Raw genomic sequence first — 22,764 nt, 5'->3', positions numbered from 1 at the left:
CCGTACGGGCAGGTTGGGGGTTCGATTGGAACCCCTGACCTGCCCGCGGCGTTTACCGTGGAGGAGAAGAGCCGACGCTTGGGGAAAGGGGCCGTCATGGAGGTCGCGTTGATCATCTTCGCGCTGATGCTGCTGGCTGTCGTCGGCCTCGGCGCGTACCTCACGGTCAAGGCGGTGGGAGCGGCCAAGCGGGGTGTGGAGCGCACGGTCGTCGAGGCGCGGCGCGCGGTCGAGGACACCACGCTGCGGGCCAAGAGCTTCGGCCAGGTCGGAGTGGTGGGGGCGCTGGCTCAGGTGCGGCTCGACCTGCGGACCTCGATGCGCGCCACCCAGCAGGCGCTGGCCGACGGGGTCCAGGCGGACGCCTCGCTGCGGGAGTCCCTCGTGCTGTTCGAGCAGCTGAGCGCGCACGGGCACGAGCTCGACGGGCAGCTGAAGCGGCTGGAGCAGGAGCCCGACCGGCAGCGCACCGCCGAGCTCCTCCCGGACCTGCGCGAGCGCGCTGCGCACATCATCAAGGCTGCCGATTCCTTGCGGTGGGCGGCCCGCGACCGGGCCCGGCGCTTCGCGGCGGACGACCTGTCCCTCTTGTCGGAGCGGATCGAGATGGAGTCGGGCGCGCTGCGCGACTGGTCCCGCGAACCGGTGGACGACCTGGCGGCCGCGGCCGCCGAGTGGGACGCGGCCCAGGCCGCAGGATCGGCGCCGAAGGCGAATGCGCAGTCGACGCCGACGCCGCAGCCCCAGTCCCAGCCCCGGCCGACCCCGACGCCCACGGCTCCGCCCGCCGCGTTGAACCCGCCGACGCCGACGGTGCAGTACCCGTGGCAGAAGGCCCCGCGCCCGGAGAGCGCCGGCTGAGACCCGTCTCCGTCCGGGGTCGGGGCGCGGATTTCCGGTAATTGCGGGAGTTCCGGCAGTTCCGGTACTTCCGGGGCGCGGGTCGATGAGGCCCGGCAGGGCCCCGACGCGGACCGGCCGCCGTGCGCTCCGTAGGATCTGGCCGCCACCCCGGCGGTCGGCGGAGGCCCACCGGAGCGCACCCCGCTCGGACCGCACCCGTACCTCGCACGGACCGCACCCGGACTTCGCCCGGACCTGACCCCGCCCGGGTCGGGGGCCCGGGCTGCCGTCGAGCCCCCACTGGCGGTAACCTCCGGCTCATGTCCCGCCATGTCGCCATCGTCACCGATTCCACGGCCTACCTGCCCCGACCGGCCATGGCGCGGCACGGAATCACCGCCGTCCCGCTCACCGTGGTACTGGGGGGCGAGGCCTTGGAGGAAGGCACCGAGATCTCGGCGCGCAGCCTGGCCGCGGCCCTGCAGAAGCGCCGCTCGGTCACCACCTCGCGCCCCGGCCCCGAGGAATTCGTCCGGGCCTACCGGGCGGCGGCGGACGCCGGCGCCACCGGCATCGTCAGCCTGCACCTGTCCGCCGAATTCTCCGGCACCTACGACGCGGCCGTGGTCGCCGCCAGGACCGCGCCCGTACCGGTCCGGGTGCTGGACACCGGCATGGTCGCGATGGCCCTCGGCTTCTGCGCGCTGGCCGCCGCCGAGGTGGCCGAGGCGGGTGGATCCGTGGACGATGCCGTGGCGGCGGCCGAGAAGCGGGCGGCGGACATGGCCGCGTACTTCTACGTCGACACCCTCGACTACCTCCGCCGTGGCGGCCGGATCGGGGCCGCCCAGGCCCTGCTCGGCTCGGCCCTCGCGGTGAAGCCCCTGCTGACGCTGGACGGCGGGCGGATCGAGATGCTGGAGAAGGTGCGTACGTCGTCCAAGGCCATCGCGCGGCTGGAAGAGCTGGCCGTCGAGCGTGCCGGGACCGCAGATGTCGATGTGGCGGTGCACCACCTCGCGGCTCCGGAGCGGGCGGAGAAGCTCGCCGAGCGGCTGCGCGAGCGCATCCCTGGGCTGGTCGAGCTGCACGTCAGCGAGGTCGGTGCGGTGATCGGGGCGCACACCGGCCCGGGGCTGCTGGCGGCGGTCGTCTCGCCTCGCTGAGCATCCCGCTGAGCGCCTCGCTGAGCACCTCGCCATCACCGGAACGGGTGGCCCGGTTTTCCACAACGGGCCTTTTTTCCACTGGAATTGAGTGTTCCGAACCGGGGGCGGGATCGGCCTCTACGGTCGTGGCATGACTCTTCGAACGCGTGCTTCACGTCCGTCGGGCGCCACCGGTGGCCCGGGCCGCCCTCCTCTTTCCGACGGCCGACACTCCGACAGCCGACACTCCGACAGCCGTCTGCGGCGTCGTCGTTCGGCGCTTGGTGGCCGACGGGTTCCTCGTCCGGAGCCGGGCGCGGTGCGCCGGCGGGCCGAGGCCTTGCTGGGGGACAGCGGCCCGCCGCAAGCCCTATCCCCGCCACCGCCCCCACCGCCCCCACCGACGCCCTCGCTGCCCGAGGCATTCCAGCGGCCGCCGGCAGCCGCGGACGGGGCGGGTGTCCTGGATGTCGAAGCGCCGCCCAATGGCGCGTCCGAGCTGCCCTCAGGGGCCGTGCGGAGGCCTTCCGTACGGGAGCGGCTGCCGCTGTGGCTGCAGGACCGCTGCGCGGTGCGGCCGCGGGCGGTGGCCGCCGTCGGGGTGGTGCTGCTCGCCGCCGTCGGTTTCGCCGGGCAGCAGTACTGGTCGGCCCGGCCGCGTGCGGTGACCGTGCCCGCGGTGGTCGCCCCGGGGGCTCTGCCGGCGGCGGCCACGGCACCCGCGGCGGCTCCGGTCCCGGGAGCGGCGGTGGGGGCCGGCGGGGTGGCCGCGCGGATCGTCGTCGACGTCAGTGGCAAGGTCCGGGATCCCGGGGTGCGGCGGCTGCCCGCCGGTTCGCGGGTGGAGGACGCGCTGGCCGCCGCCGGGGGTGTGCGGCCCGGCACCGACACGACCGGGCTGAACCGCGCCCGTGTGTTGGTGGACGGCGAGCAGGTGGTGGTCGGGGCCCCGGCGCAGCCGCCACCGGCCGGGGCGGCCGGAGGTAGCATCCCCGGTCCTGGCTCCGGCTCCGGCGTGGGGTCCGGTCCTGGCCCGCTGAGTCTGGGGACGGCCACGGTCGCGCAGCTCGACGGCCTGCCCGGGGTCGGGCCGGTGCTCGCGCAGCACATCGTCGACTTCCGTACCGCCCGCGGCGGCTTCCGCTCCGTGGAGGAACTCCGCCAGGTCGACGGTATCGGCGAGCGGCGCTTCGCCGACCTGCGCTCGCTGGTCCGGCCGTGAGCCGCCCGGTGGGTCCGGTCCCGGCGGACCTCCGCCTCGCGGTGCCCGCCGCGGCCGCCTGGGCGGCGGCCGCCCTCGCCTTGGACGCGCCCGTGCACCGGACCGCCCTCGGGGTGAGCCTGGGGATGGTCTGCGCGGGCCTGTTGATGCTGGGCGCGTGCCGGCGTCCGGGACCGCTGTGGCGGCTCGCCCCGGCCGCGGCGGCGGCCCTGCTGTGCGCCTCCGCCGGAGCGGGGGTGGCGGGGCTCCAACGGGCCGAGGCGCGGGCCGGGCCGGTGGCCGGGCTGGCCCGGGAGCACGCCCGCGTCCTCGTGGAACTCACCGTCGGCTCCGACCCGGTGGCCGCCCGGAGCGGGAGCGGGCCGCCCGTGGTGGTCCTGGACGCGGTGGTGACCCGGGTGACCGGGCCCGACGGTTCGAGCACCCGGGTCGAGACCCCGGTGCGGGTGCTGGCCGGGCACCCGGGATGGGCCCGGCTGCAGCCTTCCACGCGGCTGGCGGTGGTCGCCCGGCTGGCGCCGGTGCGGGGCGGGGAGCGGGCCGTGGCGCTGCTGCGTCCGGCCGGCGACACCCCGCCCCGGGTGGCCGGCGGCCCGGACACCGTCCAGCGGTTCGCGGGGCGGCTGCGGGCCGGGCTGCGCGAGGCCACCGAGGGGCTCGCACCGGATGCCAGGGCCCTGCTGCCGGGCCTGGTCGTCGGGGACACCTCCAGGGTGCCGCCCGATCTGCACGAGGCCTTCCGAGCCACCGACCTGCTGCACCTGCTGGCCGTCTCCGGGTCCAACCTCACCGTGGTGCTGTTCCTGCTCATCGGGCCCCCGGCCCGCGCGCAGCAGGCGGAGCGGCGCGGGCTGGCGCCCCGGCTCGGACTCTCGCTGCGGGGCACCGCCCTGTGCGGGGCGGCCCTGACGCTGGCGTTCGTGGTGGTGTGCCGGCCGGAGCCGAGCGTGCTGCGGGCCGCTGCCTGCGGGGCCGTCACCCTGCTGGCCATCGCCACCGGGCGGCGCAGGTCCCTGATCCCGGCCCTCGGCGCGGCGGTGCTGCTGCTGGTGCTCTACGACCCCTGGCTGGCCCGCAGCTACGGCTTCCTGCTCTCCGTCCTGGCCACCGGGGCGCTGCTCACCCTCGCTCCCCGGTGGAGCCGAGCCCTGCGGCGCCGTGGGGTGGGGCCGCGGTCGGCCGAGGCGCTGGCGGCCGCCGCGGCCGCGCAGGCGGTGTGCGCGCCCGTGGTGGCCGTGCTCGCCGCCCGGATCAGCCTGGTGGCGGTCCCGTGCAACGTGCTGGCCGAGCTGGCGGCGGGCCCCGCGACCGTCCTCGGCTTCGCCGCGCTCGCGGTGGCTCCGGTGTGGATGCCCGCCGCGGAGCTGCTCGCCCGGTCCGCGGGGGTGCCGGCCGGGTGGATCGCCGGGGTGGCCCGGGCCGGGGCCCGGTTCCCGGGCGCGGAGCTGCCGTGGCCGGGTGGGCTCACCGGCGGTGTTCTGCTGGCCGCCGCCACCCTGGCCGTCGTAGCGATCGGCGGTGCCCGGTTCCGCGGGCGCGGGTGGCTGTGCTCCGCCCTGGCGGCGCTGCTGCTCCTGGCCGTCCTGCGGCCGCCGCAACTCACCCGTACGCTCTCCGGCTGGCCGCCGCCCGACTGGAGCTACGTCCAGTGCGCCGTGGGGCAGGGGGACGCCGCCGTGCTCGCCGTCGGCCCCGGCGAGGCCCTGGTGGTGGACGCCGGCCCGGAGCCCGGACCGGTGGACGACTGTCTGCGCGCGCTGGGCGTGCGGCGGGTGCCGTTGCTCCTGCTGACGCACTTTCATGCCGACCACTTCGGGGGCCTGTCGGGAGTGCTGCGGGGCCGGTCCGTGGGGGCGATCCAGGTCACCGCGCTGGAAGAACCGCGGGGGCAGGCCGAGTTCGTCCGGCGGGCCGCGGCGGCCGCCGGGGTGCCCATCGTGACGGCGGTGCAGGGGGAGCGGCGCCGGGCCGGGGCGTTCGAATGGCAGGTGCTCTGGCCTCCACCGGACGGGCCGCCGCCCGAAGGCCCCAACGACGCGAGCGTCGCCCTGCTGGTGCGCGGCGCGGGGGTGACCCTGCTCCTGCTCGGCGACCTCGAACCGGCAGCGCAGCAGGCCCTCTTGAGGGCTCGTCCGGACCTCGGCCCGGTGGACGTCCTCAAGGTCGCCCACCACGGCTCCGCACACCAGGACCCGGAGCTGTACGCCCGGATCCGGCCACGGCTCGCACTCGTTCCCGTCGGCGTGGGCAACCGCTACGGACACCCCGCCCCGCGTACCCTCGCCCGCCTTCGGGAGCTGGGTGCGACCGTGCTGCGGACCGATCTCGACGGCTCGATCGCCGTCACCGGGAGCGGAGTTCGACTACGTTCTTTTCCGGCCAGGCGGCGGCGGAAGCGGCGCGGCCATACCGGGCGCGACCGCTCTGTTTGCCCACAACCCGACAGCATGATCGAATGCGTCTTCGCCAGAACGGTCCAAGTCCACACAGCACGGGGGTGCATCAGCCATGTTCAGTCGCAGACGGGGGATGGAGACGGCCGGAAACTCCAGTCCGCCCACATCCGCGACACTGACGTTGCCGCCCACGGCGCGTCTGCTCAGCTGCCGGGTTCTCGACACCGTCCACCGACCGGTTCGGCAGGCCGCGTTCGAGGTGACCGACCCGATCGGCCGTCGCATCGTCGGCGGCGAGACCGACCCGTTCGGCGGATTCGCCGTGGCCGTACCGGAGGGGGAGTACCGGCTCTCCGTGACCGCGGAGGGGTACGCGCCGTTCCACGGGGTCACGATCGTGGGGGACCCGGGGCAGCCCGGCACCGCGGAGATCATTCTCGACACGGTGGAGCCGCCGCTGCTGCCGCAGCCCGGCCACTGGGAGCTCGACCCGACGCACTCGTCCATCGGTTTCACGGCCCGCCACATCGGCCTGGCCCGGATCCGCGGCCGGTTCACCACCTTCGCCGGGGCGGTACGGATAGCCGAGCGCATGGAGGACTCCTCCATGCACGTGATCATCGACGCGGCGAGCATCGACACCGGGCTACGACTGCGCGACGACCACCTGAGGTCGGGAGATTTCCTGGACGCGGTCCGCCACCCCACGGTGGAGTTCTACAGCGAGCGGTTCATCCACCGCAGCGGCAGCGGCTGGGCCGTCGCCGGGGCGCTGACCCTCCACGGGGTGAGCCGGTCCGTGACCCTGGACACCCAATACCTGGGCCTGGGCACGGGTATGGAGGGAGAGCTCCGGGCGGCCTGCCGGGCCACCACCGAACTGCACCGCGAGGACTTCACCCTCAACTGGCAGTCGATGCTGGCACACGGGATCGCGGCCATCGGTCCGAGCGTGGACGTGACCCTGGACGTCCAGGCCGTGCGCAAGGCCTGACGCGAGGGCTGCCGAGCCCCCTACGGGGCTTCCAGCCAGCCCTCGTACTCGGCGGCGAGGTCGTCCAGCGTGCTGGTGTCGAGACGTTCCTGCGGGTCCTCGACGACCACCAGCCACTGGGCGTCCTCGGCGTCGTCCTCGCCGGCCAGCGCGTCGCGGACCAACTGCGGTTCCTCCGGGAGGCCGAAGCGGTCGACGGCCTCCTGGGCCACCTCCTCGGCGGCGTCGCGGTCGGGCAGGACGAGTACATGTCGCACATTCACGCGACCATTCTCGGGCACGCGGGGCGGAGCGCTGTCGGTGCGGCGTGGGATGCTGGAGCCGATGGCCACCAGGAAGAACTCCACCGACGATCCCCTCGCCCCGCTCACCCTCGCGGTGGGGCAGGAGGAGCTGCTGCTCGACCGTGCCGTGCGCGAGGTGGTGGCGGCCGCCCGCGCCGCCGACGCCGACACGGACGTCCGCGACCTCTCCTCCGAGCAGCTCCAGCCCGGCACGCTCGCCGAGCTGACGAGCCCCTCGCTCTTCTCCGAGCGCAAGGTGCTCGTCGTGCGGGGCGCCCAGGACCTGTCCGCCGACTCGGTCAAGGAGGTCAAGGCGTACCTCGCCGCGCCCTACGAGGAGATCATCCTGGTCCTCCTGCACGCGGGTGGGGTCAAGGGCAAGGGCCTGCTGGACGCGGCCCGCAAGGCGGGCGCGCGGGAGATCGCCTGCCCGAAGATGACAAAGGCGGCGGACCGGCTGTCGTTCGTACGGGGCGAATTCCGCACGCTCGGACGGTCGGCGACCCCGGAGGCCTGCCAGAACCTGGTGGACGCCATCGGCAGCGACCTGCGGGAGCTGGCGAGCGCCGCCGCGCAGCTGTGCGCTGACGTCGAGGGCACCATCGACGAGGCGGTCGTCGCCCGCTACTACACGGGCCGGGCCGAAGCCTCCAGCTTCACCGTCGCCGACCGGGCGGTCGAGGGGCGGGCGGCCGAGGCCCTGGAAGCCCTGCGCTGGTCCCTGTCCACCGGGGTGGCGCCGGTCCTGATCACCAGCGCCCTGGCCCAAGCGGTCCGGGCGATCGGCAAGCTCGCCTCCGCCCCCCGCGGAGCCCGTCCCGGCGACCTCGCCCGGGATCTGGGCATGCCCCCCTGGAAGATCGACCGGGTGCGCCAGCAGATGCGCGGCTGGTCGGCGGACGCGGTCTCCGACGCCCTGCGCGCCGTGGCCGCCGCCGACGCCGGGGTCAAGGGCGGCGGCGACGATCCCGAGTACGCGCTGGAGAAGGCCGTGGTCGCGGTGGCCCGCGCCGCCCGCCCCCAGCGCCGGTAGCGAGCAGCACGAAGGCCCCGGCCGCCACCCTGGGGAAGGGTGGTGGCCGGGGCCTTCGATCACTTCTGGTTGCTCCGCACCCGCGTGGCGAACGCTTCGTGTGCGGAGCGGGGTGCCGGTCAGGAGCGGGAGAGAGGGCCCACTGGGTCCCTTCCGGCGATCACATCAGGGTGCTTCAGCCCTGCAGGGAGGCAACCTTGGTGGCCAGCGCCGACTTCTTGTTGGCGGCGGCGTTCTTGTGGATGACACCCTTCGAGACAGCCTTGTCGAGCGCACGCGCGGCGTCACGGGAAGCCACGGTGGCCTTCTCGACGTCACCGGCGAGGACGGCCTCGCGGGCCTTGCGGATCGCGGTCTTGAGCGAGGACTTGACGGCCTTGTTGCGCAGGCGCGCCTTCTCGTTCGTCTTGTTCCGCTTGATCTGGGACTTGATGTTCGCCACGAAAGAGCCTTTTCAGGTTCAGAGTTTGATCTTCGGATTGTGCCTCGACAGCTGAGAGGGCATACGAGACACAGCTGCCCAGGCTACCAGGCACGCTAGGAGCGGCCCAAACCGAGCGCACTGCCCCGTCCATGGGACCATGGGAGTCTGCGTAGAGATCCGACATCGCGCCGCCGACAGCGACGGGAGCCGGACTTTCGCTCCGACCGACGCTCCGCAAACGCTTCCGACTGCGACCGAGAATCAGGACACTGCGTGCCCGCGATCCCCAGCCACGTGCCCGAGCCGAGCCGTACCGACTCGGCGCTGATCCGCAACTTCTGCATCATCGCGCACATCGACCACGGCAAGTCGACCCTTGCCGACCGGATGCTCCAGATCACCGGTGTGGTCGACCAGCGGCAGATGCGCGCCCAGTACCTCGACCGCATGGACATCGAGCGTGAGCGAGGCATCACGATCAAGTCCCAGGCGGTCCGGCTGCCCTGGGCACCCACCACGGGCGAGGGTCAGGGCAACACCCACATCCTCAACATGATCGACACCCCCGGGCACGTCGACTTCACCTACGAGGTCTCGCGCTCCCTCGCCGCGTGCGAGGGCACCGTCCTCCTGGTGGACGCCGCCCAGGGCATCGAGGCGCAGACCCTCGCCAACCTGTACCTGGCGATGGAGAACGACCTCGCGATCGTCCCCGTCCTGAACAAGATCGACCTGCCGGCCGCCCAGCCGGAGAAGTTCGCCGAGGAGCTCGCGAACCTGATCGGCTGCCAGCCCGAGGACGTGCTGCGCGTCTCGGCGAAGACCGGTCTCGGCGTCGAGGCGCTGCTCGACAAGGTCGTCGCCACGGTCCCGGCCCCGATCGGCGTCAAGGACGCCCCGGCCCGCGCCATGATCTTCGACTCGGTCTACGACTCGTACCGCGGCGTCGTCACGTACGTCCGTGTGGTCGACGGGCAGCTGAACAAGCGCGAGCGCATCCGGATGATGTCCACCGGCGCCACCCACGAGCTGCTGGAGATCGGTGTCTCCTCCCCGGAGATGACCCCGTCCGACGGCATCGGCGTCGGCGAGGTGGGCTACATCATCACGGGCGTGAAGGACGTCCGTCAGTCCAAGGTCGGTGACACCATCACCAGCCTGCACAACGGCGCCACCGAGGCCCTCGGCGGCTACAAGGACCCGCGGCCGATGGTCTTCTCGGGCCTGTACCCGCTCGACGGCTCGGACTACCCGGACCTGCGCGAGGCCCTGGACAAGCTGCAGCTCAACGACGCCGCGCTGGTCTACGAGCCGGAGACCTCGGCGGCGCTCGGCTTCGGCTTCCGCGTCGGCTTCCTCGGCCTGCTCCACCTGGACGTGGTCCGCGAGCGCCTGGAGCGCGAGTTCGGCCTTGACCTGATCGCCACCGCGCCCAACGTGGTCTACCGGGTGGTCATGGAGGACGGCAAGGAAGTCACCGTCACCAACCCGAGCGAGTTCCCCGAGGGCAAGATCTCGGACGTGTTCGAGCCGGTCGTCCGGGCCACCGTGCTCGCGCCCACCGAGTTCATCGGCGCGATCATGGAGCTGTGCCAGCAGCGCCGCGGCACCCTCCTCGGCATGGACTACCTCTCCGAGGACCGGGTCGAGATCCGCTACACCCTCCCGCTCGCGGAGATCGTCTTCGACTTCTTCGACCAGCTGAAGTCCAAGACGCGCGGTTACGCCTCCCTGGACTACGAACCCACGGGCGAGCAGTCCGGCAGCCTGGTCAAGGTCGACATCCTGCTGCACGGCGACAAGGTCGACGCCTTCTCCGCCGTCACGCACAAGGACGCCGCCTACGCCTACGGTGTGCGCCTCGTCGCCAAGCTGCGCGAGCTCATCCCGCGGCAGGCCTTCGAGGTGCCGATCCAGGCCGCGATCGGCTCCCGCGTCATCGCCCGCGAGACCATCCGCGCCATCCGCAAGGACGTCCTCGCCAAGTGCTACGGCGGTGACATCTCCCGTAAGCGGAAGCTGCTGGAGAAGCAGAAGGAAGGCAAGAAGCGGATGAAGATGGTCGGCTCGGTCGAGGTCCCGCAGGAGGCCTTCATCGCCGTCCTCTCCAGTGACGAGTCCGGCGGCAAGAAGAAGTAGTAGTCCCGCCGTCACCCGATACACACAGGCCCCCGCACTCCGGTGCGGGGGCCTGTTTCGTTATGAACCGGCCGCTCGCGGGCTCTTACGCGCGCGCCGGTCGCGCTCTAGTCTGATCACTGCTCGACGGTTACTCGCCAGTTTAAAAAGTCAAAGGCTGCTAAACCCGCCAGTCCCCAGCGCCCCCCAGCGCCCCACGCCCACGCACTACCGCGTGGATCGGTCCGGAGGATGTCGTGAGCGACACACAGACCTATCTCGAGAACCGCCCGCCCACCGTGGCGGTGCTCTTCCTTGAGCGCGTCGCAGCGACGCCGAACGACGAGGCCTACCGGTACCCGGTACCGGCGGCCGGCGGCCCGGGCGGCGCCGACGACTGGAAGTCACTCAGCTGGGGCCAGGCGGCCGAGCGGGTCTTCGCCATCGCCGCCGGGCTGATCTCCCTCGGCCTGGAAACGGAAGAGCGCGTCGCGCTCGCCTCCAACACCCGGGTCGACTGGATCCTCTGCGACCTCGGCGTGATGTGCGCCGGCGGCGCGGTCACCACGATCTACCCCAGCACCAACGCGGACGAGTCGGCGTTCATCCTCGCCGACTCCGACAGCCGGGTGCTCATCGCCGAGGACGCGGCGCAGCTGGCGAAGGCGCGCGAGCGCCGCGCCGACCTGCCGAACCTCGCCCACGTCGTGGTGCTGGACGCCGCCGACGCCGTCGCCGTCGAGGGCGACCCCGAGGGCTGGGTGCTCTCCCTCGCGGAGCTGGAGGCGCGCGGCAAGGAGTACCTCGCCAAGCACCCCGAGGCGGTCGACGAGCGGATCGCGGGGATCACCTCCGACCAGCTCGCCACCCTCATCTACACCTCCGGCACCACCGGCCGCCCCAAGGGCGTACGGCTGCTGCACGACAACTGGTCCTACCTGGCCAAGGCCATGGTCGCCACCGGACTGATCGGCAAGGAGGACGTCCAGTACCTGTGGCTGCCGCTGGCCCACGTCTTCGGCAAGGTGCTGACCTCCGGGCAGATCGAAGCCGGGCACGTGACCGCCGTCGACGGCCGGATCGACAAGATCATCGAGAACCTGCCGGTGGTGCAGCCGACCTACATGGCCGCCGTCCCGCGCATCTTCGAGAAGGTCTACAACGGCGTGGCCGCCAAGGCCCGCGCTGCCGGCGGAGCCAAGTACAAGATCTTCCAGTGGTCGGTCGGCGTCGCCCGCGAGTACGCCAAGGTCACGCAGGACAACTACCGCCGCACCGGCCAGGCGACCGCCCCCTTCGGCCTCACCACCAAGCACAAGATCGCCGACGCGCTCGTCTACTCCAAGCTCCGCGAGGCCTTCGGCGGGAAGCTGCGGGCCGCCGTCTCCGGCGCCTCCGCCCTGGCCCCCGAGATCGGCTTCTTCTTCTCCGGCGCGGGCGTGCACATCCTGGAGGGCTACGGCCTGACCGAGTCCAGCGCGGCCTCCTTCGTCAACCCGGGCGAGGCCTACCGCACCGGCACGGTCGGCAAGCCGCTCCCCGGCACCGAGGTGCGCATCGCCGACGACGGCGAGGTCCTGCTGCGCGGCCCCGGCATCATGCAGGGCTACCACCGGCAGCCGGACAAGACCGCCGAGGTCCTGGAGTCCGACGGCTGGCTGCACACCGGCGACATCGGCGAGCTGTCGCCCGACGGCTACCTGCGCATCACGGACCGCAAGAAGGACCTGATCAAGACCTCGGGCGGCAAGTACGTCGCCCCGGCCGAGATCGAGGGCCAGTTCAAGGCGATCTGCCCGTACGTGTCGACGATCGTCGTGCACGGCGCCGACCGTAACTTCTGCTCCGCCCTGATCGCCCTCGACGAGCCGTCCATCCTGACCTGGGCGGCCGAGAACGGGCTGGAAGGCAAGACGTACCAGCAGGTTCTGGCGGCGCCGGAGACCAACCGCCTGATCGAGACGTACGTACAGACCCTGAACGAGGGCCTGCAGCGTTGGCAGACGGTCAAGAAGTTCCGACTCCTGCCGCGCGACCTCGACGTCGAGCACGGCGACCTCACGCCCAGCCTGAAGCTGAAGCGTCCGGTGGTCGAGCGTGAGTTCAAGCACCTGATCGAGGAGATGTACGAGGGGTCCCGCGAGGCGTGACGCCTGCCGCGGGCCCGGCGGGGCGGGGCGCCGGACCGCCCCGCGGACCCCGCGGCTCCACCCCGGACCCCGTACCCGGCATGCCGGCGGGGGCCGGGGTGTGCGCCGGTACGGGATGATGGGGGCATGCCTTCCGCACTCCCCGACGGTGAACCCATGCCCGAAGACGGCTCGCTGCCGTCGCATGCCCTGGCGGGCGCGGGGGAGCGGCCGCTCGGTTTCTACCTGCACGTCCCCTACTGCGCCACGCGCTGCGGGTACTGCGACTTCAACACCTACACGGCCACCGAGCTGCGGGGCACCGGCGGTGTGCTCGCCTCCCGGGAGAACTACGCCGACACCCTGATCGACGAGGTCAGGCTGGCGCGCAAGGTGCTCGGCGACGACCCGCGCCAGGTCCGGACCGTCTTCGTCGGCGGAGGCACGCCCACGCTGCTGCCCGCCGCCGACCTCGTCCGCATGCTCGCGGCGATCCGGGACGAGTTCGGCCTGGCCGAGGACGCCGAGATCACGACCGAGGCCAATCCCGAGTCGGTGGACCCGCGCTACCTGGCCGAGCTGCGCGCGGGAGGCTTCAACCGGGTCTCCTTCGGCATGCAGAGCGCCAAGCAGCACGTCCTGAAGGTGCTCGACCGCACCCACACGCCGGGGCGCCCCGAGGCGTGCGTCGCCGAGGCCCGTGCGGCGGGCTTCGAGCACGTCAACCTCGACCTGATCTACGGGACGCCCGGTGAGTCGGACGAGGACTGGCGCGCGACGCTCTCGGCGGCGCTGGGGGCCGGGCCGGACCACATCAGCGCCTACGCGCTGATCGTGGAGGAAGGCACGCAGCTGGCGCGGCGGATCCGCCGGGGCGAGGTCCCGATGACGGACGACGACGTCCACGCCGACCGGTACCTGATCGCGGACTCGGTGATGGCCGAGGCCGGGTACTCCTGGTACGAGGTCTCGAACTGGGCCACCTCCCAGGCCGGGCGCTGCCTGCACAACGAGCTGTACTGGCGCGGCGCCGACTGGTGGGGCGCGGGGCCGGGCGCGCACTCGCACGTGGGCGGGGTGCGGTGGTGGAACGTGAAGCACCCGGGCGCGTATGCCGCGGCGCTCGCGGAGGGGCGGTCGCCCGGGGCGGGACGGGAGCTCCTGTCGGAGGAGGACCGGCGGGTGGAGCGGATCCTGCTGGAGCTCCGGCTGGTGGACGGGGTCCCGCTGACCCTGCTGGCTCCGGCCGGGCTGGCGGCGTCGCGGCGGGCGCTGGCGGACGGGCTGCTGGAGCCGGGGCCGTACGAGGGCGGGCGGGCCGTGCTGACGCTGCGCGGGCGGTTGCTGGCCGATGCGGTGGTGCGGGACCTGGTGGACTAGCCCGCGGCGCCGTTGCCGGGGGCGCCGCCCCCGGACCCCCGCGCCTCAAACGCCGGCGGGGCTGAAGGAGCGCCTCGAACGCCGGCGGGGGCGAAGGAGCGCGCCTCGAACGCCGGCGAGGCTGGAAACGGCGCGGCCAGGGCTGGAGAGGGCCTGGTGGCCCGAAGGGCGCCCTATGCCGTGACGTGGTCGATGAGGTGTTCCACCGAGCCCAGGAGGGTCGGTTCCAGGTCGCGGTACGAGGTCACCCGGGACAGGATGTGCTGCCAGGCGGCGCCCGTGTTCTGCGGCCAGCCCAGGGCCCGGCAGATGCCCGTCTTCCAGTCCTGGCCGGGCGGGATCACCGGCCACGCCGGGATGCCCACCGCGGACGGCTTCACCGCCTGCCAGACGTCCACGTACGGGTGCCCCACGATCAGGACGTCCGGCGAGGTCACCGACGCAGCGATGCGGGACTCCTTCGAGCCCGGCACGAGGTGGTCCACCAGGATGCCGAGGCGGGCGTCAGGGGCCGGGGCGAAGTCGGCGACGATGGCCGGGAGGTCGTCGATGCCCTCCAGGTACTCCACCACCACACCCTCGATCCGCAGGTCGTCGCCCCAGACGCGTTCCACCAGCTCCGCGTCGTGCCGGCCCTCGACGTAGATCCGGCCCGCCCGGGCCACCCGCGCCCGCGCCCCGGGGACGGCGATCGACCCCGACGCCGTACGGGCCGGTGCCACCGGGCCCCGGGACGGCCGGACCAGGGTGACCACCGCGCCGTCCAGCAGGAAGCCCCGCGGCTCCATCGGGAAGACCCGTCGCTTGCCGAAGCGGTCCTCCAAGGTCACCGTGCCCGCCTCGCAGGCCACCACCGCGCCGCAGAAGTCCGTACCCGCCACCTCGACCACCAGGTCGGGGTCCGCCGCCACCTCCGGCACGGCCTTGGGTCGCTTCCACTGCGGGGTCAGGTCGGGGGAGTACTCGCGCATCCGGCCGACACTAGGAGAGCCACGCGCGTCACGCCTCCGACACGCCGGAAAAGGTCGCCAGTGTGGCGCGTTGCGCACGGACGAACTCCGCCCCGACCACCGCTCCGTGACCCGGCACGTACAGTGCGTCGTCCCCGCCCAGCGACAGCAGCCGATCCAGGGCGGCCGGCCACCGCCCGACCGTGGCGTCCGGGCCCACCGAGGGCTCGCCCGACTCCTCGACCAGGTCCCCGCAGAAGACCACCTCGCGCTCGCCCGGCACGAAGACGGCCAGGTCGTGCCCGGTGTGGCCGGGCCCCACGTTGGCCAGCAGCACCTGTACGCCGCCCAGTTCCAGCGTCCACTCGCCCGACACCTCGTGCCGGGGCAGCACCAGCAGATCCACGGCCTGTGCCGCCTCCGCCGCCGCGAGCCCGTGCCGTACCGCGTCCGCGCGCAGCTCCTCGCGGCCCGTCGAGAGCAGTGCGGCCAGCCCGACCGCTCCGAACACCTCGGCCCCGGCGAAGGCGGCCCCGCCCAGGACGTGATCGAAATGACCGTGCGTGAATGCGATATGGGTCACGCTGCGGCCCGTCAGCCGCTCCGCCTCGGCCCGTATCCGCGCGCCCTCGCGTACACACGAACCGGGGTCGATCAGAAGGACCGAATCCTCGCCCACCACCAGCCCCACGGTGCAGTCCCACACCGGTAGCCGCCGCCGGCCGGCCCGTCCGGTCAGCCGTTCCCAGCCGGACTCTTCCCAACGCACGTCCATACGGCGACGCTACCCTGGCGGGCCTCCCTTGCCAGGGGCTTACCGCCCGGCCGTACACTGAGCGGGGGCTCTCTGGCACTCGAACGATCAGAGTGCCAACGAACACGGCAGAACACGGCAACGGACCACAGCTGGAGGTGTGCGCGCGATGCTCAGCGAACGCAGACTCGAAGTGCTGCGCGCCATCGTCCAGGACTACGTCGGGACGGAGGAGCCGGTCGGCTCCAAGGCGCTCACGGAGCGGCACCGGCTCGGCGTCTCGCCCGCCACCGTGCGCAACGACATGGCCGTGCTGGAGGAGGAGGGGTACATCGCCCAGCCCCACACCAGCGCCGGCCGGATCCCCACGGACAAGGGCTACCGCCTCTTCGTCGACAAGCTGGCGGGGGTCAAACCGCTGTCGTCGCCCGAGCGCCGGGCCATCCAGAACTTCCTCGACGGCGCCGTCGACCTCGACGACGTGGTCGGCCGCACGGTACGGCTGCTCGCGCAGCTCACCCGGCAGGTCGCCGTTGTCCAGTACCCGAGTCTGACCCGGTCGACCGTCCGGCACGTGGAGCTGCTCTCGCTGGCTCCCGCGCGCCTGATGCTCGTACTGATCACGGACACCGGGCGGGTCGAGCAGCGACTCATCGACTGCCCGAGCCCCTTCGGGGAGACTTCGCTCGCGGACCTGCGGGCCCGGCTCAACAGCCGGGTCGTCGGGCGCCGCTTCACCGATGTGCCCCCGCTCGTCCAGGACCTCCCCGAATCCTTCGAGGCCGAGGACCGCGGCACCGTCTCCACCGTGCTCGCGACACTCCTCGAAACCCTGGTCGAGGAAGCCGAAGAGCGGCTGATGATCGGCGGAACCGCCAATCTCACCCGCTTCGGACATGATTTTCCCCTGACGATCAGGCCGGTGCTCGAAGCGCTGGAGGAGCAGGTCGTGCTCCTCAAGCTGCTGGGCGAGGCCAACGAGTCGGGAATGGCCGTACGGATCGGGCATGAGAACGCCTACGAGGGACTGAACTCCACGTCGGTCGTCTCGGTCGGTTACGGTTCGGGCGGCGAAGCAGTCGCCAAACTCGGCGTGGTCGGACCGACCCGCATGGACTACCCCGGAACGATGGGAGCGGTACGCGCAGTGGCACGTTACGTCGGACAGATCCTGGCGGAGTCGTAAGTGGCCACGGACTACTACGCCGTTCTCGGCGTGCGCCGCGACGCATCGCAGGACGAGATCAAGAAGGCATTCCGGCGGCTTGCACGCGAGCTGCACCCGGATGTGAACCCTGATCCCAAGACGCAAGAGCGTTTCAAGGAGATCAACGCCGCCTACGAGGTCCTCTCGGACCCGCAGAAGAAGCAGGTCTACGACCTGGGTGGCGACCCGCTGTCCTCCTCGGGTGGTGGCGGCGGAGCGGGCGGTTTCGGAGCGGGTGGCTTCGGCAACTTCTCCGACATCATGGACGCCTTCTTCGGCCAGGCCTCGCAGCGCGGCCCGCGCTCGCGGACCCGCCGCGGCCAGGACGCGATGATCCGCCTGGACCTGGAGCTGGACGAGGCGGCCTTCGGGACCACCAAGGACATCCAGGTCGACACGGCCGTCGTCTGCAACACCTGCTCGGGTGAGGGCGCCGCTCCCGGCACCTCCGCGCAGACGTGTGACATGTGCCGTGGCCGCGGTGAGGTCTCGCAGGTCACCCGGTCCTTCCTGGGCCAGGTCATGACCTCGCGCCCCTGCCCGCAGTGCCAGGGCTTCGGCACCGTGGTCCCGACCCCGTGCCACGAGTGCGCGGGCGACGGCCGGGTCCGCTCCCGTCGCAGCCTCACGGTCAAGATCCCGGCGGGTGTCGAGAACGGCACCCGGATCCAGCTCGCGGGCGAGGGCGAGGTCGGCCCCGGCGGCGGCCCCGCCGGCGACCTGTACGTGGAGATCCACGAGCTGGCGCACCCGACCTTCCAGCGGCGCGGGGACGACCTGCACTGCACGGTCACCATCCCGATGACCGCGGCAGCACTGGGCACCAAGTGTCCGCTGGAGACGCTGGACGGGCTGGAGGAGATCGACATCCGGCCCGGCACCGGGTCCGGCCAGGCGATCCCGCTGCACGGGCGCGGCGTCACCCACCTGCGCGGTGGCGGGCGCGGCGACCTGATCGTGCACGTCGAGGTCACCACCCCGGGCAAGCTGGACGCCCAGCAGGAGGACCTGCTCCGCCAGCTGGCGAAGCTGCGCGGCGAGGAGCGGCCGATGGGTCAGTTCGCGCCGGGTCAGCAGGGTCTGTTCAGCCGGCTGAAGGACGCTTTCAACGGTCGCTGAGCGACCGGGATCCACCGTCACGAGCCCGGCCTGGGGATTCCCCGGCCGGGCTCGTCGCACGAGGCGCGCGGCGGCCCCGTGCCGGGCGGGAAGCGGACTATGCCAGGCGAATGCCATGATTCGGCCCCATGCTTCGGACGTGGCACGATGCAGTCCATGTCCTCGGCACCGAACGGTCTCTCCCCGTACCCGATCGTGCAGGCTCCCATGGCGGGCGGCGCCTCCTGTCCCGTCCTCGCCGCCGCCGTGTGCGAGGCGGGCGGACTGGGCTTCCTGGCCGGCGGCTACAAGACCGCCGACGGGATGTACCAGGAGATCAAGCAGGTGCGCGCGCTGACCCGGCGCCGCTTCGGTGTCAACCTCTTCATGCCGCAGACCGGTTACGTCGATCCGGCCGCCGTGGAGGCCTACCGCGGGCAGCTGGCCGGCGAGGCGAGCTGGTACGAGGTCTCGCTCGCCGAGGAGGACATCATCGGCACCAGCGACGACGGCTACGACGCCAAGCTCGCCATCCTCCTCGAAGACCCCGTCCCGGTGGTCTCGTTCACCTTCGGCTGTCCGACCTTCGCGGCCCTCGCCGCCCTGCGCAAGGTCGGTACGTACACCGTCGTCACGGTGACCTCCGTCGAGGAGGCCCGCGGCGCCCAGCACGCGGGCGCCGACGCGGTCTGTGTCCAGGGCGCCGAGGCCGGCGGCCATCAGGCCACCCACCGGGACGACCCGCAGATCGACGGCACGGCGACCGTGGGCCTGCTCGCGCTGGTGGCGCAGGTACGGGAGGCGGTGGCGCTCCCGATCATCGCGGCGGGCGGGGTCATGCGGGGTGCGCAGATCGCGGCCCTGCTGGCGGCGGGCGCGGAGTCGGCGCAGCTCGGGACGGCCTTCCTGGCCTGCCCGGAGTCGGGGGCCGACCCGGTGCACAAGAAGGCGCTGACGGACCCGCTGTTCGTCCGTACCGAGCTGACCCGCGCCTTCTCCGGGCGGCCGGCGCGCGGGCTGGTGAACCGCTTCGTGCGCGAGCACGGGCCGTACGCCCCGGCCGCGTACCCGCAGGTCCACCACCTGACCTCGGGGCTGCGCAAGGCCGCCGCCGCGGCCGGGGACGCACAGGGCATGGCCCTGTGGGCGGGCCAGGGGCACAGGTTGGCGCGGCCGCTGCCGGCGGGGGAGCTGGTGGAGGTGCTGGCGGCCGAACTGGCCGAGGCACAGAGCACGTTGAAGGCAATGCAGATGAGGAGTGCGTCATGACCGCCCCGGTGTTCGTGGTGGAAGAGGTCCCCGCGGGGCCGGAGTTCGTCCTGGACGGCCCGGAGGGCCGGCACGCCGTGTCCGTGAAGCGGCTGAACCCGGGCGAGGACGTGGTCCTCACGGACGGACGCGGCCACTGGACGGAGGGCGTGGTCAAGGCCGCCGAGGGCAAGGACCGGCTGGTCGTCATGGACCTGAACGCCATCGAGGAGGAGCCGGACCCCGAGGTCCGGATCACGGTGGTCCAGGCCCTGCCCAAGGGGGACCGGGGCGAGCTGGCCGTCGAGACGATGACCGAGACCGGCGTGGACGCGATCGTGCCCTGGCAGGCCTCGCGCTGCATCACGCAGTGGCGCGGCGACCGCGGGGCCAAGTCCCTGGCCAAGTGGCGGGCCACGGCCCGGGAGGCCGGCAAGCAGTCCCGCCGGGTGCGCTTCCCGGAGGTGGCCGAGGCGCTGTCCACCAAGCAGGTGGCGGCGCTGCTGGCCGACGCCGACCTGGCGATGGTGCTCCACGAGGACCGCGACACCCCCTCGGAGGCGCTGGCCACGGCCGAGCTCCCGAAGGCCGGTTCCGTGGTGCTGGTGGTCGGCCCGGAGGGCGGTGTCTCCCCGGAGGAGCTGGCGGTCTTCGCCGAGGCCGGCGCCCACCCCTACCGCCTGGGCCGCTCCGTGCTGCGCACTTCCACGGCCGGTACGGCGGCGGTCGCCGTCCTGCTGGCCCGCACGGGCCGCTGGTCCTGATGTCCCGATCGGCCCGTCCGACAGGATCCGGAAGGGGCGGCCGAAATGCCCGCCCGTTGCAGGCGTCCGGCTGGATACGATGCCCGGACCGATCACCGTCACAGGAGGCGAAGCAATGGCCGGGGAACCGCAGGCCGACTGCCTGTTCTGCAAGATCGTCGCGGGGCAGATCCCCGCGACCGTGGTACGGGAGACCGAGACCACGGTCGCCTTCCGGGACATCAACCCGCAGGCGCCCACGCACGTACTCGTGATCCCGAAGGTGCACTATCCCGACGCGGCCTCCCTCGCCGCGGCCGAGCCGGGCGTGGCCGCCGACATACTGCGCGAGGCCGGCCAGGTCGCCCTCGACGAGAAGATCGTCGAGCACGGCTACCGGGTCGTGTTCAACACCGGCTCCGGCGCCGGTCAGACCGTCTTCCACGCCCACGCGCACGTCCTCGGCGGCCGCGGCCTCCAGTGGCCCCCCGGATAGCACGTGTCCGTACGAGAGTTCGTGGTGCTGGGCACGGCCAGCCAGGTGCCCACCCGCCACCGCAACCACAACGGCTACCTGCTGCGCTGGGACGGCGAGGGCATCCTCTTCGACCCGGGCGAGGGAACCCAGCGCCAGATGCTGCGCGCCGGGGTGGCCGCGCACGACATCGACCGGATCTGCGTCACCCACTTCCACGGTGACCACAGCCTCGGCCTCGCCGGGGTGATCCAGCGGATCAACCTCGACCAGGTCCCGCACCCCGTCACCGCGCACTACCCGGCCTCGGGGCAGAAGTTCTTCGACCGGCTGCGCTACGCCACGGCCTACCGGGAGACCGTCGCGCTCCGTGAGGAACCGGTCTCCGTGGACGGCACGCTCGCGCAGGGCCCCTCGTACACGCTGGAGGCCCGGCTGCTCTCGCACCCCGTGGAGTCCTTCGGCTACCGGATCACCGAACCCGACGGGCGCCGCATGGTGCCCGAGCTGCTCGCGCGGCACGGGATCAAGGGGCCGGACGTGGGCCGGATCCAGCGGGAGGGGCGGCTGGGCGCGGTCACCCTGGACGAGGTCAGCGAGCCCCGGCCCGGACAGCGGTTCGCGTTCGTGATGGACACCCGGCTCTGCCCCGGCGTGGACGCGCTCGCCGAGGGCTGCGACATGCTGGTGATCGAGTCGACCTTCCTCGACGAGGACGAACGGCTGGCCACCGACCACGGGCACCTGACCGCCGGCCAGGCGGCGCGGGTGGCGCGGGACGCGGGCGTACGGCACCTCGTGCTGACGCACTTCTCGCAGCGCTACACCGACCCGTCCGAGTTCGAGCGCCAGGCCCGCGCGGCCGGCTTCGAGGGCGAGCTCACGGTGGCCGCGGACCTGATGCGGGTGCCCCTGCCCAAGCGGGGCTGACGACGGGCCCTGCCCGATCCCCGCCCGGCCCCTGCCCGGCTCCTGTCCGGCCCCTGGCTGGTCAGGGCCCGGGCAGGGGCCGTGTTCGTCGAGCGGACCGGGTGACGAAGGGTCGCCCGAGAGTGATCTGCGCCACACTGGGTTTTGGTCCTGGCCGGCGCGGGCAGGGCTGGCAGCTTTCCACGGGAAAACGTCATGCAGAAACGGGCCTTCGAGAAACAACGGGGAGATCGCCGTGACCGGTCGGGACTACGAAATCCGCGCAGCAGCAGTGGACCCGCTCGGTCCGGTGCGTGACCCCCAGGAGCCCGGCTGCGACGTCTTCCTGACCGGAACGGTCTTCCTCGACATCATCTTCACCGGCCTCGACTCGGCCCCGGTGCGCGGTACGGAGTCCTGGGCGCGCGGCATGGGCTCCAGCCCCGGCGGCGTCGCCAACATGGCCACGGCCCTGTCCCGGCTCGGCCTGCGCACCTCGCTGGCCGCCGCCTTCGGGGACGACCACTACGGCGAGTACTGCTGGGACGCCCTCGAACAGGGCGAGGGCATCGATCTGTCCATGTCGCACACCATCCCCGGCTGGCACAGCCCGGTCACGGTCTCGATGGCCTACGAGGGCGAGCGCACGATGGTCTCGCACGGCCACGAGGCCCCGCCGCCGGCGGGACCCGGGCCCTTCCCGCAGTGCCCGCCGCGGGCCCGCGCGGCCGTGGCCGCGCTGGGACCCGGGCGCGGCGAGGAGTGGATCGCCGAGGCCGCCCGGCGCGGCTCGCGGATCTTCGCGGACGTGGGATGGGACGAGAGCGGCCGCTGGGACCTGGGGGCCCTGGTCGACCTGGAGCACTGCGAGGCCTTCCTGCCGAACGCGGGCGAGGCGATGCGCTACACCCGGACCGACTGCCCGAGAGCCGCGGCCAGGGCGCTGGCCGAGAAGGTGCCGATCGCGGTGGTGACGATGGGCGCGGAGGGCTCGTACGCGGTGGACGGGCGCACCGGGGAGACCGCGCACGTCCCGGGGATCACGGTGGACGAGCTGGATCCGACGGGCGCGGGCGACGTCTACGTGGCGGGCTTCGTGACCGGCACCCTGGCGGGCTGGCCGCTCGCGGACCGCCTCGCCTTCGCCGGGCTGACGGCGGCCCTGTCGGTGCAGGAGTTCGGTGGCTCCCTGTCCGCCCCGGGCTGGCCGGAGGTGGCCCACTGGTGGCAGACGGCCCCGCAGGAGCTGCGCGGCCGCTACGGCTTCCTGGACGACCTGATCCCGCAGGCGGGGGCCCCGGCGGCCCGGCGCAGGGCCGTACCCACGATCGGCTTCCGGCATCCCGCCTAGGGCGTGCCTTGGGCGGGGCGCCGCGCTTCGCGATCGGGCGGTAAATCCCCTCGGGGAA

The 22,764-nt window shown here is 72.8% G+C and carries 19 protein-coding genes and 1 pseudogene; 16 read left to right on the top strand and 4 right to left on the bottom strand.

The genetic code is table 11. The features are described 5' to 3' along the window. Positions 1-96 precede the first annotated feature (96 nt). The 5 genes and pseudogenes from BCL76_RS08340 to BCL76_RS08320 all read left to right on the top strand — a co-directional run bounded on the left by BCL76_RS08340 (position 97) and on the right by BCL76_RS08320 (position 6,603). On the top strand, positions 97-861 hold the full coding sequence (locus tag BCL76_RS08340) for a hypothetical protein (protein ID WP_109778833.1): 765 nt from the start codon (positions 97-99) through the stop codon (positions 859-861). A 302-nt stretch (positions 862-1,163) separates the two neighbouring features. After that, positions 1,164-2,009 (top strand): DegV family protein, encoded by an 846-nt coding sequence (locus tag BCL76_RS08335; protein ID WP_109778832.1) that lies wholly within the window; start codon positions 1,164-1,166, stop codon positions 2,007-2,009. Between the two features lie 496 nt (positions 2,010-2,505). Further along, a complete protein-coding gene (locus BCL76_RS08330) occupies positions 2,506-3,213 on the top strand; it encodes a ComEA family DNA-binding protein (protein WP_309136808.1) in 708 nt (235 codons plus the stop codon). A gap of 146 nt (positions 3,214-3,359) precedes the next feature. Next, positions 3,360-5,585 (top strand): annotated as a pseudogene (locus BCL76_RS08325) (ComEC/Rec2 family competence protein); the annotation flags it as partial. A 136-nt stretch (positions 5,586-5,721) separates the two neighbouring features. Continuing rightward, positions 5,722-6,603, top strand: coding sequence for a YceI family protein (locus tag BCL76_RS08320; RefSeq protein WP_181382468.1), 882 nt, complete (start codon positions 5,722-5,724; stop codon positions 6,601-6,603). 20 nt (positions 6,604-6,623) lie between these two features. Here BCL76_RS08320 and BCL76_RS08315 read toward each other — a convergent pair whose 3' ends face one another. Next, positions 6,624-6,866, bottom strand: a complete 243-nt coding sequence (locus BCL76_RS08315; protein ID WP_030757378.1) for a hypothetical protein — start codon at positions 6,864-6,866, stop codon at positions 6,624-6,626. A gap of 61 nt (positions 6,867-6,927) precedes the next feature. On the opposite strand from BCL76_RS08315, the gene holA reads away from it, so the two are divergent. After that, positions 6,928-7,920, top strand: coding sequence for a DNA polymerase III subunit delta (gene holA / locus BCL76_RS08310; RefSeq protein ID WP_181382467.1), 993 nt, complete (start codon positions 6,928-6,930; stop codon positions 7,918-7,920). Between the two features lie 175 nt (positions 7,921-8,095). On the opposite strand, the gene rpsT is transcribed toward holA, so the two are convergent. Beyond that, the gene (gene rpsT, locus BCL76_RS08305) at positions 8,096-8,362 is read right to left on the bottom strand and encodes a 30S ribosomal protein S20 (RefSeq protein WP_109778829.1); all 267 of its coding nucleotides are present in this window, start codon (positions 8,360-8,362) and stop codon (positions 8,096-8,098) included. Positions 8,363-8,617: 255 nt separating this feature from the next. Between rpsT and lepA the strand changes: the two genes are divergently transcribed. From lepA to hemW, 3 genes are all read left to right on the top strand, one after another. Next, entirely contained in the window at positions 8,618-10,483 is a 1,866-nt protein-coding gene (gene lepA, locus BCL76_RS08300) for a translation elongation factor 4 (protein ID WP_109778828.1), read from the top strand. Positions 10,484-10,719: 236 nt separating this feature from the next. Further along, positions 10,720-12,612, top strand: coding sequence for an AMP-dependent synthetase/ligase (locus BCL76_RS08295; protein ID WP_109778827.1), 1,893 nt, complete (start codon positions 10,720-10,722; stop codon positions 12,610-12,612). 156 nt (positions 12,613-12,768) lie between these two features. Further along, complete coding sequence (gene hemW, locus BCL76_RS08290; protein WP_219933938.1) at positions 12,769-13,971, top strand: radical SAM family heme chaperone HemW; 1,203 nt, start codon at positions 12,769-12,771, stop codon at positions 13,969-13,971. A gap of 173 nt (positions 13,972-14,144) precedes the next feature. Here hemW and BCL76_RS08285 read toward each other — a convergent pair whose 3' ends face one another. Then, complete coding sequence (locus BCL76_RS08285) at positions 14,145-14,942, bottom strand: DUF3097 domain-containing protein (protein ID WP_109778826.1); 798 nt, start codon at positions 14,940-14,942, stop codon at positions 14,145-14,147. 28 nt (positions 14,943-14,970) lie between these two features. Continuing rightward, positions 14,971-15,696 (bottom strand): MBL fold metallo-hydrolase, encoded by a 726-nt coding sequence (locus BCL76_RS08280; protein ID WP_109778825.1) that lies wholly within the window; start codon positions 15,694-15,696, stop codon positions 14,971-14,973. Positions 15,697-15,844: 148 nt separating this feature from the next. Between BCL76_RS08280 and hrcA the strand changes: the two genes are divergently transcribed. The 7 genes from hrcA to BCL76_RS08245 all read left to right on the top strand — a co-directional run bounded on the left by hrcA (position 15,845) and on the right by BCL76_RS08245 (position 22,706). Continuing rightward, positions 15,845-16,861 (top strand): heat-inducible transcriptional repressor HrcA, encoded by a 1,017-nt coding sequence (gene hrcA, locus BCL76_RS08275; protein ID WP_030715666.1) that lies wholly within the window; start codon positions 15,845-15,847, stop codon positions 16,859-16,861. Next, positions 16,862-18,001, top strand: a complete 1,140-nt coding sequence (gene dnaJ, locus BCL76_RS08270) for a molecular chaperone DnaJ (RefSeq protein WP_030010180.1) — start codon at positions 16,862-16,864, stop codon at positions 17,999-18,001. Between the two features lie 156 nt (positions 18,002-18,157). After that, positions 18,158-19,249, top strand: a complete 1,092-nt coding sequence (locus tag BCL76_RS08265; protein ID WP_109778918.1) for a nitronate monooxygenase — start codon at positions 18,158-18,160, stop codon at positions 19,247-19,249. Next, on the top strand, positions 19,246-19,992 hold the full coding sequence (locus BCL76_RS08260) for a 16S rRNA (uracil(1498)-N(3))-methyltransferase (RefSeq protein WP_109778824.1): 747 nt from the start codon (positions 19,246-19,248) through the stop codon (positions 19,990-19,992). Before BCL76_RS08265 ends, BCL76_RS08260 begins: the two co-directional genes overlap by 4 nt. A 115-nt stretch (positions 19,993-20,107) precedes the next feature. Further along, positions 20,108-20,467, top strand: coding sequence for a histidine triad nucleotide-binding protein (locus tag BCL76_RS08255; protein ID WP_030757400.1), 360 nt, complete (start codon positions 20,108-20,110; stop codon positions 20,465-20,467). A 3-nt stretch (positions 20,468-20,470) separates the two neighbouring features. Next, the gene (locus BCL76_RS08250; RefSeq protein WP_109778823.1) at positions 20,471-21,376 is read left to right on the top strand and encodes a ribonuclease Z; all 906 of its coding nucleotides are present in this window, start codon (positions 20,471-20,473) and stop codon (positions 21,374-21,376) included. Between the two features lie 229 nt (positions 21,377-21,605). Further along, on the top strand, positions 21,606-22,706 hold the full coding sequence (locus tag BCL76_RS08245) for a carbohydrate kinase family protein (protein WP_375137897.1): 1,101 nt from the start codon (positions 21,606-21,608) through the stop codon (positions 22,704-22,706). The last annotated feature ends 58 nt before the right edge of the window (positions 22,707-22,764 follow it).

This window comes from Streptomyces sp. CG 926, from assembly GCF_003148825.1.
GTDB lineage: Bacteria > Actinomycetota > Actinomycetes > Streptomycetales > Streptomycetaceae > Streptomyces.
Note: the sequence above shows the minus strand (reverse complement) of the source record. Positions and strands in the feature narration are given on the sequence as shown.

Bases quoted from the DNA above. Each gene is read 5' to 3' on its own strand.
- BCL76_RS08335 (WP_109778832.1), top strand. From the start codon at position 1,164: ATGTCCCGCCATGTCGCCATCGTCACCGATTCCACGGCCTACCTGCCC.
- BCL76_RS08320 (WP_181382468.1), top strand. From the start codon at position 5,722: ATGTTCAGTCGCAGACGGGGGATGGAGACGGCCGGAAACTCCAGTCCG.
- holA (WP_181382467.1), top strand. From the start codon at position 6,928: ATGGCCACCAGGAAGAACTCCACCGACGATCCCCTCGCCCCGCTCACC.
- BCL76_RS08280 (WP_109778825.1), bottom strand. From the start codon at position 15,696: ATGGACGTGCGTTGGGAAGAGTCCGGCTGGGAACGGCTGACCGGACGG.
- BCL76_RS08260 (WP_109778824.1), top strand. From the start codon at position 19,246: ATGACCGCCCCGGTGTTCGTGGTGGAAGAGGTCCCCGCGGGGCCGGAG.
- hrcA (WP_030715666.1), top strand. From the start codon at position 15,845: ATGCTCAGCGAACGCAGACTCGAAGTGCTGCGCGCCATCGTCCAGGAC.
- hemW (WP_219933938.1), top strand. From the start codon at position 12,769: ATGCCCGAAGACGGCTCGCTGCCGTCGCATGCCCTGGCGGGCGCGGGG.
- BCL76_RS08340 (WP_109778833.1), top strand. From the start codon at position 97: ATGGAGGTCGCGTTGATCATCTTCGCGCTGATGCTGCTGGCTGTCGTC.
- BCL76_RS08255 (WP_030757400.1), top strand. From the start codon at position 20,108: ATGGCCGGGGAACCGCAGGCCGACTGCCTGTTCTGCAAGATCGTCGCG.
- BCL76_RS08265 (WP_109778918.1), top strand. From the start codon at position 18,158: ATGTCCTCGGCACCGAACGGTCTCTCCCCGTACCCGATCGTGCAGGCT.
- BCL76_RS08285 (WP_109778826.1), bottom strand. From the start codon at position 14,942: ATGCGCGAGTACTCCCCCGACCTGACCCCGCAGTGGAAGCGACCCAAG.